The 13,686-nt window shown below is 30.2% G+C and carries 9 protein-coding genes and 3 tRNA genes; all 12 read right to left on the reverse strand.

Annotated elements, in window-relative coordinates:
* Nucleotides 1–505: 505 nt before the first annotated feature.
* A complete protein-coding gene (gene lysS / locus RH99_RS15150) occupies nt 506–2,050 on the reverse strand; it encodes a lysine--tRNA ligase (protein WP_035777122.1) in 1,545 nt (514 codons plus the stop codon).
* Between the two features lie 15 nt (nt 2,051–2,065).
* Complete coding sequence (greA, locus tag RH99_RS15155) at nt 2,066–2,548, reverse strand: transcription elongation factor GreA (RefSeq protein ID WP_010240164.1); 483 nt, start codon at nt 2,546–2,548, stop codon at nt 2,066–2,068.
* A 353-nt stretch (nt 2,549–2,901) separates the two neighbouring features.
* Nucleotides 2,902–3,870 carry a tRNA dihydrouridine synthase DusB gene (dusB, locus tag RH99_RS15160; protein ID WP_010240166.1) on the reverse strand — a complete coding sequence of 323 codons (969 nt, stop codon included), beginning with the start codon at nt 3,868–3,870 and terminating at the stop codon, nt 2,902–2,904.
* Nucleotides 3,851–4,657 (reverse strand): type III pantothenate kinase, encoded by an 807-nt coding sequence (locus RH99_RS15165; protein ID WP_010240168.1) that lies wholly within the window; start codon nt 4,655–4,657, stop codon nt 3,851–3,853. Before RH99_RS15165 ends, dusB begins: the two co-directional genes overlap by 20 nt.
* A gap of 122 nt (nt 4,658–4,779) precedes the next feature.
* Nucleotides 4,780–6,450 (reverse strand): formate--tetrahydrofolate ligase, encoded by a 1,671-nt coding sequence (locus RH99_RS15170; protein WP_010240170.1) that lies wholly within the window; start codon nt 6,448–6,450, stop codon nt 4,780–4,782.
* Between the two features lie 152 nt (nt 6,451–6,602).
* The gene (gene ftsH / locus RH99_RS15175; protein ID WP_010240171.1) at nt 6,603–8,408 is read right to left on the reverse strand and encodes an ATP-dependent zinc metalloprotease FtsH; all 1,806 of its coding nucleotides are present in this window, start codon (nt 8,406–8,408) and stop codon (nt 6,603–6,605) included.
* 77 nt (nt 8,409–8,485) lie between these two features.
* Nucleotides 8,486–9,022, reverse strand: a complete 537-nt coding sequence (gene hpt, locus RH99_RS15180) for a hypoxanthine phosphoribosyltransferase (protein WP_010240172.1) — start codon at nt 9,020–9,022, stop codon at nt 8,486–8,488.
* On the reverse strand, nt 9,022–10,413 hold the full coding sequence (gene tilS / locus RH99_RS15185; protein ID WP_010240173.1) for a tRNA lysidine(34) synthetase TilS: 1,392 nt from the start codon (nt 10,411–10,413) through the stop codon (nt 9,022–9,024). Before tilS ends, hpt begins: the two co-directional genes overlap by 1 nt.
* A 135-nt stretch (nt 10,414–10,548) precedes the next feature.
* Nucleotides 10,549–12,936 carry a stage II sporulation protein E gene (spoIIE, locus tag RH99_RS15190; RefSeq protein WP_010240175.1) on the reverse strand — a complete coding sequence of 796 codons (2,388 nt, stop codon included), beginning with the start codon at nt 12,934–12,936 and terminating at the stop codon, nt 10,549–10,551.
* Between the two features lie 328 nt (nt 12,937–13,264).
* Nucleotides 13,265–13,341, reverse strand: a tRNA-Met gene (locus RH99_RS15195).
* A 5-nt stretch (nt 13,342–13,346) separates the two neighbouring features.
* Nucleotides 13,347–13,422: transfer RNA gene (locus RH99_RS15200), tRNA-Met, on the reverse strand.
* A 6-nt stretch (nt 13,423–13,428) separates the two neighbouring features.
* Nucleotides 13,429–13,518 (reverse strand) — tRNA-Leu (locus RH99_RS15205).
* Nucleotides 13,519–13,686 lie beyond the last annotated feature (168 nt).

The following is a 13,686-nucleotide window of genomic DNA, read 5'->3' on the forward strand; positions in this document are numbered from 1 at the left end:
TATGGTTAACAGCCGAGTGCTCCACCGTTGAGCTATCGCGGAATATTTTTATTAATTTGTTTTGTAAGTGTTGTTTGCCTCACTTACATATATTATTATAACAAGATATTAAAAAAAATCAAGTGTTTTTTTAATTTTTTATTATTTTTTAAATTAAATGTTTTTAATGATTATATAAGCATTAAAAACATTTATATTTATATACAAATTTAACTCTTTATTGGATAAATGCATTATAAAAAATATAAATCTCTCTTTTATAACTTATATTCAAGTTAAGTGATTTTAATAAAAAAATACTCAGTTCATCATAAAAAATAGTTGATTTATTAAACAATAAGATTTATTTATCATTATATAAATCTACAATTTCATTTACCGTATATATAACAAAGATTAACACTGAGAATAAAATTAATTCCAGCATTAATCTTTGTTTTAAAAATCATTAGAAACAGTCAATAAAAACTATTTTTATTTTAATACTACCTTTTAAATACTTAATTTATTGTTGTTGCATTGGTTTCATTGTAGGAAATAATATAACATCTCTTATTGAATAAGCATCTGTTAGGAACATTATAAGTCTATCAATACCTATTCCAAGTCCACCTGTTGGAGGCATTCCAATCTCCAAAGCATTAATGAAATCATCATCCATCATGTATGCTTCATCATCTCCAAGTTCTCTTTCTCTAAGCTGCTGTACAAACCTATCCTTTTGAACTATTGGATCGTTAAGTTCTGAATATGCATTACATAATTCTCTACCATATATAAAACCTTCAAATCTTTCTGTAAAGGCTTCATTTCCTCTCTTCTTTTTTGTAAGAGGTGAAATTTCTACAGGATAATCACATACAAATGTAGGCTGTATCATTTTTTCCTCACCATAAGCTTCAAATAACTCATTTAATACATCACCCTTTGTACAATCCTCTAGTTTTTTCTTAAGTTCAAGGCCCTTCTCTTTAGCTACAGTTCTTGCTTCCTCATCTGTACTAATTTTATTGAAATCAACTCCAGCATATTCCTTAACAGCATCTACCATAGTTATTCTTCTCCATGGTGGAGTAAAGTCTATTTCAGTACCTTGATATGTCACTTTAGTTGTACCAAGTACTTTTTCGCAAACATAAGCTACCATATTTTCAGTAATTTTCATCATATCATTATAGTCAGCATAGGCTTCATATAATTCTATCATTGTAAATTCAGGATTATGTCTTACGTCAATACCTTCATTTCTAAAATTCTTACCTATTTCATATACTTTTTCAAATCCACCAACAATAAGTCTTTTTAAATACAATTCCGTTGCTATTCTGAGGTACATATCTATATCTAATGCATTATGGTGAGTATCAAATGGTCTAGCTGCTGCACCTCCTGCTATAGGTGACAATATAGGAGTTTCCACCTCAAGATACTCTCTATTGTCTAAAAACTCTCTTATAGACCTTATAATAGCTGTCCTCTTAAAGAATGTGTCTCTAACATCCTGATTGATTATAAGATCAACATACCTTTGTCTATATCTTAAATCTGGATCTTTTAATCCATGAAATTTTTCAGGAAGTGGCTTCAAAGATTTAGATAAAAGTTCGAAATCTATAATATGTATACTAACTTCACCTGTTTTTGTCTTAAATACTCTACCTGTTATTGATACAAAATCTCCTATATCAAAGGTTCTATAGAATTTGATCTTTTCTTCACCCACATCATCTATCTTTATATATAACTGTATTTTACCATATCTATCATGTATATCAGAGAAACCTGCTTTTCCATGTACTCTTTTTGACATAAGTCTTCCTGCGACAGTAACAGTTTTACCTTCAAGTTCATCATAATTTTCCTTCACTTGCTCTGATGTATGAGTTCTTTCTACAGTGTAAACATCAAAGGGATCCTTTCCCGCTGCTTGAAGATCAGAAAGTTTTTGTCTTCTTTCCTTTAACAAATCATTCATTTGAGCTTCTTCTTTTGCCTGAAGCCTCTGCATTTTTATTTCTTCTTTTGTCAATGACTTTTTTTCATTTGACATTATAATACCTCCATATTATGGTCTACTTATTTCCAATATTTCAAATTTATTTATACCGTCAGGTACCTGCACTTCTACTATTTCCCCTACTTTTTTCCCAATTAATGCACTTCCAATTGGGGATTCATTAGAGATTTTATTTGCAAGAGGATCAGCTTCTGCAGAACCTACAATTAAAAAATTAACTTCCTCATCAAATTCATAGTCCTTAACTTTAACTAAGCTTCCTACATTAACCTTATCCTTTGGTATATCTGATTCATCCACTATAGTGGCATTTTTAAGCATATTTTCTAGTTGTATAATTCTTCCTTCAAGAAATGCCTGATCATTTTTTGCTTCATCATATTCAGAGTTCTCACTTAAATCACCAAAAGAAAGAGCTACTTTTATTTTTTCAGTAACCTCTTTTCTCTTAGTAGTTTTAAGATACTCCAATTCCTCTTCTAATTTCTTCAAACCCTCATAAGTCATAACATATTTTTTTACTTCACTCATTTTACTTCTCCCCTTCTGATTTCATAAAATGCCCTACTCTATATTTATAGGTAATATATTTAAAATAATAGCATAATAAAAGAATACCAATATCTAGTCGTAACCATTTAAGTAATTATAAAACAGCCTATTTACATTGTCAATATTAGTGAATAGAGCCTCTTCTAAATATCAATTTTTACCTACTAAATTATATTCACATTATTACCCGTTTACAACAAGTATATTTTCTAAAACATTTAATTATATATATTCAATCTAACTAATTTAATTATAACTATTAAGTCTATTTTCATTATTAAATTTAAACAATATACAATATTAGTTAACCTCAAAGGAAAATCTAATGTTAATTATAAAAGCAATTGTAATCTATATTGTTGAAGTATTTCAATAACTTTATCACTATTTTTTTCATAGTTAACTTTATTTTTTATATCAGTAGAATTTCTTAATCCCTTCAAATACCAAGCTATGTTCTTTCTCATTTCTCTTACTGCTCTATTTTCTCCATAATACTCTACAGCAAGCTTTAAATGGCTAATGCACATATCAATTTTTTCTTCTATAGAAGGTTTTATAATCTCTTCTCCATTAAATGCCTGTTTAATTTCTCTAAAAATCCACGGATTCCCCATAGATCCTCTAGCTATCATTATTCCATCACAATTAGTTTTCTTTTTAATTTGCAAGGCATCTTCTGTTGAAAAAATATCCCCATTACCTATAACCGGTATAGAAACTTCTTTTTTCACCTTCGCTATTATGTCCCAATCCGCTTTGCCTTCATACATTTGTTCTCTAGTTCTTCCATGAACTGCAATAGCATCCGCACCAGCTTCTTCTATCACTTTTGCAAAATCCACTGCATTTATATTTTCACTATCAAATCCTTTTCTAAATTTAACTGTAACAGGCTTAGTAGAAGCTTTTTTTGTCTCTCTAACTATTTCAGCAGCTAATTTAGGATTCTTCATAAGTGCAGAACCTTCTCCATTTTTTACTATCTTATGAGCAGGACACCCCATATTTATATCAATTATACATATATTTTCATTGTTATTAAAATAATCGCATGCCTTAGCCATAATAGAAGGCTCACTACCAAAAATCTGTACAGCCACCGGTCTCTCTTTTTTTGATACCTTAAGCAATTCTTTAGTATTTTCACTTCCATAATAAAGTGCCTTTGCACTTACCATCTCCGTATATACAAGGCCGCATCCCATATCCTTACATATTCCTCTAAATATAATATCTGTTACCCCAGCCATAGGTGCAAGAAAAACGTTGTTAGAAAATTCAAGATCTGATATTCTCATAGTTCACCTGCTTTTTATTCTTCTCATATATAATTCTCAATCCTTCCAATGTTAGGAATGGATTTACAATGTCTACATTTTTTGATTCTTCACTTATAAGTTTAGCAAGACCACCTGTAGCCACTACTAAAGTATCCTGCTCTCCTAGTTCTACCATTTCTTTTTTCATTTTATCTACTATATAATCAACTTCACCTATATATCCATATACTATTCCTGCCTGCATACTTGTTACTGTATTCTTACAGATAATCTCTGAAGGTTTAAGCAATTCAACTCTAGGTAACTTTGCAGCCTTCTGAAAAAGGGCATCGGATGATATTTTTATACCAGGACAAATTACTCCACCCAAATAATCACCATTTTTCCTTACAGCACAAAAAGTAGTAGCAGTTCCAAAATCAATAATAATTAGTGATTTATTATATATTTCATGAGCAGCTACTGCATTTACAATTCTATCTGCCCCTACTTCTCTTGGGTTATCATATTTAATATTTATACCCGTTTTAACTCCAGGACCTACAACAATTGGCTCTATTTCAAAGTATTTCCTAACCATATGTTCAAGTGAATACATAATATTTGGTACAACAGAAGATATTATAACTCCTTCTACCCTGTCAATTTCAATTTTACTTAAAGAAAATAAATTTAAGAACTGAATTCCGTACTCATCCGCAGTTCTGAACATATCTGTTGAAAGTCTCCATTCAGTTATAAGATCTTTTTTATCGTAAATACCAATAACTATATTAGTATTCCCTACATCGAGAACTAAAATCAAATTAATACACCCCTTATAAATTATAAGAGCGGCTATTAAAGCCACCCTTTTGTATATCGAAGTATAGTAGATAAAAACACAATAGTTCCATTTTAACAACTTAATTTTATTTGGTCAAGTATTTAGAATAATCCCACTATAGATCCATCTTCATTAATATCCATCTTTTCTGCTGCTGGTACCTTTGGAAGTCCTGGCATTGTCATAATATTCCCTGTTAAGGCTACAATAAATCCTGCACCATTAGATACTCTAACTTCTCCAACTGTTATGTAAAAACCTTTTGGTCTTGCAAGTAATGATGGATTATCTGAGAGAGAATACTGAGTCTTAGCTACACAAATAGGTAACTTATCTAAATTAAATTTTTCAAGTTCTACTATTTGTTTTTCTGCCGCTGTTGTATATGTAACTCCATCAGCTCCATATATTTCTTTTGCTATAGTTTCTAGCTTTTCTTTAATGCTTTTATTTACATCATATATATAATTAAAATCACTCTTATCATTCTCAAGTATGTCTAAAATATTTTCTGCAAGGTTAAGGCCACCTTCTCCACCCTTTTCCCAAACTTCAGTGAGTGAAACTCTCACACCTAGACCCTTACAATATTCTTCAATAAATTCTAATTCTTCATTAGCATCAGTTATAAATTTATTTATTGCAACAACTACTGGAACACCATATTTTTTAACATTTTCAATCTGCTTCGCTAAGTTTTCTATACCTTTTTTTAATGCATCTACATTTGGGGTATTTAGATCCGCTTTTTTTATTCCACCATGATGTTTCAACGCTCTAACAGTAGCAACAATTACAGTACAATCTGGTTTCAAATTACCATATCTACATTTTATATCAAAGAACTTTTCCGCTCCAAGATCTGCACCAAAACCTGCTTCAGTAACTGTGTAATCAGAAAGTTTTAGTGCTGTTTTAGTTGCTAACACACTATTACATCCATGAGCTATATTAGCAAATGGTCCTCCATGAATTATAGCTGGAGTATTTTCCAATGTTTGAACTAGATTTGGTCTTATAGCATCTTTCATCAAAAGAGCCATAGCACCTTCAACTTTCAAATCTTTGCAATACACAGGTTCTCCATCTAGATTATAAGATATTAATATTCTACCCATTCTTTCTTTTAAATCCATAAGATTGTCAGCAAGACATAGTATTGCCATTATTTCAGAAGCAACAGTAATCATAAAGCCATCTTCTCTAGGAAAACCATTTGGCTTACCACCTAATCCAACAACTATTTTTCTTAATGCTCTATCATTCATATCCATTACTCTTTTGAATACTATTCTTCTTTGATCAATTCTCAACACATTTCCCTGTTGTACATGATTGTCTATAGCTGCACATAACAAATTATTTGCAGATGTTATTGCATGCATATCTCCAGTAAAATGTAAATTTATATCTTCCATAGGAACTACTTGAGCATATCCACCGCCAGCTGCGCCGCCTTTTATACCAAATACTGGTCCTAAAGAAGGTTCTCTTAATGCAATAACTACATTCTTGTTCTTTCTTTTTAAGGCATCCCCAAGTCCTACTGTCACTGTAGATTTTCCTTCTCCTGCTGGTGTTGGGTTTATAGCAGTAACAAGAATAAGTTTTCCATTATTCTTATGTTTATTTTTATCAATAATATCCAATGAAATTTTACATTTATATTTTCCATATAAATCTATGTCATCTTCATTTAGTCCTAATTTTTCAGCCACCTTATAAATAGGTTCCATTTTACACTCTTGTGCAATCTCAATATCTGATTTCATTTTAAAATACGCCCCTTCTCATCTATGGTTTTCAATATAGTATGTAATTATTACATATTATATCATAATATTATATGTAGTTTCTATGAATATACAATTGAAAATAAAAAATAAGCAATAGAAAACATGTTTTCTATTGCTTATTTTACTACTTAGCTATTAGTAAATATTTCTTCAAATTCATTAGCTTCTAGTTTTTCTTTTTCAAGTAAAGCTTCAGCAACTGCTTTTAATTTATTCATATTTTCTGACAAAAGTTTTTCTGCTTTATCATAAGCCTCTTGTATAAGTTCTTTAACTTCTTTATCTATCTTTGCACCAATTTCTTCACTAAAGTTTCTATTTCTTCCTAAATCTCTTCCAAGGAATACTTCATCTTGATCTGTTCCAAAAGATATTGGTCCAAGATTTTCACTCATACCATATTCCATAACCATTTTTCTTGCAATACTTGAAGCTCTATCTATATCATTTTTTGCTCCTGTACTTATGTCACCAATTACCAATTTCTCTGCTACTCTTCCGCCAAGAAGACCTACCATTTCATCTTCAAGTCCACTCTTAGACATATATGCTCTATCCTCTACAGGTAAATGCATAGTATACCCACCGGCCATACCTCTCGGAACAATACTTATCTGATGAACAGGATCACTATTAGGAAGTGATTTCATTACAACTGCATGACCCGCCTCATGAAAAGCAGTAAGCCTTCTATCCGCTTCGTTTATAACTCTACTTCTCTTTTCTGGACCAGCTATTACTCTCGTTATAGCCTCTTCAAGTTCATCCATACCAATTAGATTTTTTTTATTTCTAACAGTTAATAAAGCTGCTTCATTCATTAAATTTTCAAGATCTGCTCCAGTAAAACCTGGTGTTCTTTTAGCTAATACATCAAGTTTTACGCCTTCATCTAAAGGTTTGTTTTTAGAATGAACTTTAAGTATCTCTTCTCTTCCTCTTACATCTGGAGCTCCAACTAAAATTTGTCTATCAAAACGACCTGGCCTTAACAATGCTCTATCTAGTATGTCTGGTCTATTTGTAGCTGCTAACATAATTATACCTTCATTAACTCCAAATCCATCCATTTCAACAAGTAGTTGATTAAGTGTTTGTTCTCTCTCATCATGTCCTCCACCTAATCCTGCACCTCTCTGTCTTCCCACTGCATCAATTTCATCAATAAAAACTATACAAGGTGCATTTTTCTTCGCCTGTTCAAATAAATCTCTTACTCTTGAAGCTCCTACACCTACAAACATTTCAACAAAATCTGAACCTGATATACTAAAGAAAGGTACTCCAGCTTCTCCTGCTATAGCCTTAGCTAAAAGTGTTTTACCTGTTCCTGGAGGCCCTACTAGCAACACTCCTTTAGGAATTCTTGCACCAAGTTCTAAGTATCTTTTCGGTGTCTTTAGAAAATCTACTATTTCTGCAAGTTCTTGTTTTTCCTCATCTGCACCAGCTACATCATTAAAGGTAACTTTATTCTTATTGTCTGGAGAAGCCATTTTTGCTCGGCTTTTACCAAAGCTCATAACGCCTTTGCCTCCACCACCTTGAGACTGCTGCATAAACATAATCCAAAATACTACTAATATCAAAATAGATAATATGCTAGGCAACCAATTTACCCATATAGGTATATTAGCCGGAGGTGTATAGGATTCAACAACGTTCCCCTTATTGGGATTTTCCCCCAAGAATTGTACAAGTCTTTCCATTGGGACTACTGTTTGAAAGCTTTCGTTATTTTTATACTTACCCTCAACAGTCATTTTATCCTCTTTTACCTGAAAACTCTTTATGTCGCTTGCTATATATTTCTTTTGGAAAGCATCAAAAGTTATTTCATTGTTAGTTTTATTATTCTCCAACAATGTTAATGCTGTAAAGATAACTACTATAGATACTATGATCCAGACCGTAGCGCTTGATATCTTCTTCACTATAGGCCCCCCTCTCTTTATAAATACGATAAAATTGTACCATAACAAAAATTTGTTTACAACAATGTAAAATTTAATTATTTATAAATTTTCTCTTTTAGAACCCCTATATAAGGAAGGTTTCTATATTTCTCTGCATAGTCTAACCCATAACCTACTAAAAAAGCATCTGGTACATTAAATCCCATGTATTTTGGTTTTATACTAGTCTGCCTTCTTTCAGGCTTATTTAAAAGTGTAGCAATTTCTAAACTATTTGGTTTTCTTGAATATAGATAATCCTTAAGATATGACAATGTTATACCAGAGTCTACTATATCCTCAACTATAAGTATATCCTTTCCCTCTATAGAAAAATCAAGGTCTTTTAAGATTTTAACCCTCCCTGTTGATTCAGTAGAATTTCCATAACTTGATACTGACATAAAGTCCATACTACAAGGTATCTTTATTTCTTTCATAAGATCTGCCATAAACATAACTGAACCTTTTAAAATTCCTATGAGGATGAGATCTTTTCCTTTATAATCCTCACTTATTCTTTTACCTATTTCCTTAGTTTTATCTTTTATTTGCTCTTCAGTAAATAATACCTCTTGAATATCTTCTCTCATTAGTTTTCCTCGCCTTCAAATTTAATTTCCAATATTTCTTTAGTATTTTCAACTACTTTAAACTTATCACTTACTCGATATCCTACTATCCATGAAATTTCGTTATCAAAACATATGAGAGGTATTTTGTTACGTATATTTTTTTCAATTTTCATGTTTATAAACATATCTTTTAATTTTTTACTTCTACTCATACCTATAGTTGTAAATCTATCACCATTTCTCCTATACCTTAATATTATTTTATCTTTTATTTTATCATAATCAAAGTATTTTATAAAATTATTTTCCCTAAAATTTATATTTTCATTCTCATGAGCTATAATCCTCATAGTTACTTTAATTGATTTTTTTGATATTACATTATCTTTACCAATAAAGAGTTCATACTCTTTATTGTCTTTAGTATCTTCTTCATTGTTAAAGTATATGATAATGTTACCGTAATTATTGTACACATTTATATTATTAGGTAAATTCAAAGTGGTCCCAGTATTATGTGTTTGTATATTAATTATATCTAAAATATGTTTTTTTTCAAAATTATATGTACTCCCAGTTAGATAAGAAATCGCCTTTCTAATCATTCTAGAAACAACAGCTTTATGTTGCAAAAATCCATTTTTATACAATATTACTTTTTCATCTTTTTCTTCACAAAAAAGCTTATATTTTTCTTCAGAAACATATTCTAGGTAATCGTTATCTATATTTACTGTATCACTTAATCGATTTAATGTCATTACTATATCTTTATTAAAATTTTCTTTTATATATGGAATAAGTTCAAGTCTCACTTTATTTCTTGAATATATGTTTTCTAGATTAGTTTTATCTATCCTTGGATTAATATTGTTTTTTTCACAATAATATTCTATTTCTTCTCTATTTATTTTTATAAGAGGCCTTACAAAAATCCCATCTCTTATAGGTTTTATACCTATAAGTCCTGACACTCCAGTTCCTCTCATTATTCTCATTATGATTGTTTCAGCCTGATCATTTGCATTATGAGCTATAGCTATCTTTTGAGCTCCTATTTTCTTTCTTACATTTTCAAAAAACTCATATCTTGCAGTTCTTCCTGCCATTTCAGAAGATATACCCTTTTCCTTAGAAATCTTATTTATATCTACTCTTATGTTATAAAAATCAACATTCAGTTTAGAACATATTCTTTTTACATATTCTTCATCTTCATCAGACTCTTTCCCCCTTAAACAATGATTTACATGAGCAACAACAAGGTTTATTTCTAACTTGTTTTTAATACTATTTAATGCGTGTAGCAGACACATAGAATCAGGTCCGCCTGAAACTGCAACTATAACTTTATCATTTGTACAAAACATTGAATTTTCTTTTATAGTTTGCAATACTTTATCTAACAACAACAACACTTCCTAAAAGGTTTAATTAATAGACAACTTTAGAATAATATTTATTCTAAACAAATCCTTATTTTTCTAATTTATTATATCACAATTATAAATTCTCATTCAATTCATAATCTAGCATTTTAAAAATTAATATAAGCTATATACCTTTGATACTATGGCAGTCATATCATCCTTTGCTTTTCCTCCAGCTAGTTCAACTGATTTTTTCACAATATCCTCTGCTATTTCCTTAGGATTATTTGAACTACATTCTCTTAAGTAGTCTATAATCCAATCTATTTTTCCAGCATTTTCATTATCATAATCAGTTATACCATCACTTATCATTACAATTATATCTCCATTTTTAACATTTTTATCTTTTCTGTCAATATCAACTTTATCTAATATACCAATAGGCAATGTCTTAGAATTTATTACCTCAACTCTATCTTTTCTTTTAATAAAACTAGCCACACCACCAACCTTCATAAACTCTACATTGCCCGAATACAAATCAACACTACACAAATCTATGGTAGAGAACTTTTCATCCTCACTAAATTTTAATGTCATTATTGAGTTTACACTATTAATGGCAGTAATTTTACTAAGCCCAGACATAGTAAATTTTTCAATAAGGTCAATTGCTGCTTTACTTTCATGTCCAGCCTTTGCACCAGAACCCATTCCATCACTTATTATAATCATATAACTTCCATCATTTAATTTCCCAAAACTGTAACTATCTCCATTTTCAGTTTCCCCACGTTTGCTTGTACGACTTACATAAGAAGCCACATGATACTTTGGAGTTTCTTGTAATTCTACAGTACATAAATTGGTATCTGGATTTATCTTACATCCATCATCGCATACGCACATGCATCTCTCTGTAACCTCATTAACAAGTGGAAGTATTTCTTTAACACAGATTTGTCTTCCTCCACAAGCTTCCATTGAAATTTTTATTAAAAGTCTATCATTATTATCATTTATGCACATTATGTCCTTGAATCCAATCTCACTTCTGTTCAAAACGTCTATAACTTTTTTCTCAACTATACTATTAAAATTGAGACTATCATTAAATTCTTGTTGTATTTCCTTAACAGTACCTGCCATATTATTAATTTGATTAGCTAAAATTTCTCTCCCTTGACTTAATCTTATTCTCCACATCTCATTAATAATATAGTTATTAACTATTTCCTCAGTATTTTTTAATAATGCATTTCTTCGTATACATTTTCTATCTATTTCATTAGGAATAACTATCCTATTATCTTGATAATTAGATATAAGCTCCTCAAAGGCAGCATAAGTATAGTACAGTTCTCTTTTCCAACATATATTTTTCATATTACAACTATTACATACCCTATCTGCTAAATTTTCTACAAGTGCACTGCTCTTTGTTTTTAATGCCAATTTATCATTATCTACTAAATTATTTAAAATACTAGACATAGTAAAAAGTACATCAGAAAAACTGTCTAGTCTTTTTATGAATACACTCTTAACCTTATCAATATATCCTTGAGATATATTTTCTTGTTTTTTCTCAAAGTTTATTTCAGATTCTATTTTATTTAGAATTGAATTTGGTATTGCAAAAAATACACCACAGCAGACTATTCCATCAATAACACTAAAACTCGGTATAGCTTTTTCATATAATATTATTATAAAAAAAGTTATAGTATATGAAAGTCCAGTAAACCACTTATTAGTATTCTTAAATACACCAGATACAAGTCCACAAATACTAAAAACACTGATATAAATAGGCATATTATTTGTTGACATCCCAATAACTGCCCCAATTGCTATTCCACTAGCAGCCCCTACAGTCATGCCATTAGTATATGTAATTATAAGAATACTTATTAAGGCTATAACATTTCTTACATTTACATTATAAAAAGTTACCCCCCAAGTACCAGCTACAGCTAGTGATAATATAAGAGCCATACTAACAACTTCTTCTCCACTAAACAAATGCTTTGTTTTTATGTTTTTGAAGCATATCATTGAATAATTAATAATATAATATATTGGAACGATGTAAAGTAATTCTAAAATAGAAGTAAGAAAAGATGCTGTTATATTCATCTTATTTAGAATAAAATTAAAAATCATAAATTCAAATAATATAAGCATTCCATATATAAGCAACTTTTTATTATTTGTAAACTTCTCTAAAATAAAGCTAAAAAAAGTTATTGTCATTATTGCAATAATATAAATATAAAAACTCTTCAAGTCGCCATATAAGGTTATATAACCTAATACAGCACCAGCTGCTCCAGTAATCTTTTCTCTTGCATCTCCATTCATTAAAATTGAAATTAAAAAAGCAATGCCGAATGGTGCTGCAGAATGAATCATTAATACTCTACTTATTAGAAAGGCACAGATGAAATATAATACAAACTGCATATTAAACATATTTGTTAAAAATCTGTTCCCTTCATTCTCTTTACCTGCTTTGTCAACTCTTTGATAAGTATAAACTTGTGAATTATATTGCATACAAACATCCCCCAACCAATAAACTATTTTTATTATAGCAATATTAACTGGAAATATTTGTCACAAAATGAATTGGTTGAAAATTTTTTTTAGGACATTTATCCCTACGTTTTTTTAAACATTTTAAAAATATAAGCTTATAATACAAATACTTTTCTTGCCTATCAGTGGGAAAAACAAGTTAAAACTCAATTATTCTTAGAGATCATCAGATTTACTTTTATTTATAAAAATTGTCGTTATAAAAAACATTATAAATTTTATGTCATTAAGAAATGAATTTAAATATTATAGAATCGAAAAAGAGTTCATACATATGTATGAACTCTGGTAGCGGAAATAGGACTTGAACCTACGACCCTTCGGGTATGAACCGAATGCTCTAGCCAGCTGAGCTATTCCGCCAAATCTGGTTGCGGGGATAGGACTTGAACCTATGACCTTCGGGTTATGAGCCCGACGAGCTACCAGCTGCTCCACCCCGCGATATTATGGTGCCGAAGACCGGAATCGAACCGGTACGGTGGTTTAAGCACCGCAGGATTTTAAGTCCTGTGCGTCTGCCAGTTCCGCCACTTCGGCGCGTCATTTCTCACGACAAGATTTATTATATATCATATATTAATAAGTGTCAACATATTTTTAAAAATATTTTTAATAACCATCTTAACTTATTTATTAATATTATCAAAACAGACTTTAAGCAATAATTTTATAAAATTCTATCTATATAAAAATGGAATTTTAATC

It is taken from the genome of Clostridium arbusti SL206, from assembly GCF_000246895.1.
GTDB classification, from domain to species: Bacteria; Bacillota; Clostridia; order Clostridiales; family Clostridiaceae; genus Clostridium_I; species Clostridium_I arbusti.

Excerpts from the sequence above, each read along its gene's own strand:
- lysS (WP_035777122.1), bottom strand. The coding sequence starts at position 2,050 with ATGTCAAATGAAAAAAAGTCATTGACAAAAGAAGAAATAAAAATGCAG.
- greA (WP_010240164.1), bottom strand. The coding sequence starts at position 2,548 with ATGAGTGAAGTAAAAAAATATGTTATGACTTATGAGGGTTTGAAGAAA.
- dusB (WP_010240166.1), bottom strand. The coding sequence starts at position 3,870 with ATGAGAATATCAGATCTTGAATTTTCTAACAACGTTTTTCTTGCACCT.
- RH99_RS15170 (WP_010240170.1), bottom strand. The coding sequence starts at position 6,450 with ATGAAATCAGATATTGAGATTGCACAAGAGTGTAAAATGGAACCTATT.
- hpt (WP_010240172.1), bottom strand. The coding sequence starts at position 9,022 with ATGAGAGAAGATATTCAAGAGGTATTATTTACTGAAGAGCAAATAAAA.
- spoIIE (WP_010240175.1), bottom strand. The coding sequence starts at position 12,936 with ATGCAATATAATTCACAAGTTTATACTTATCAAAGAGTTGACAAAGCA.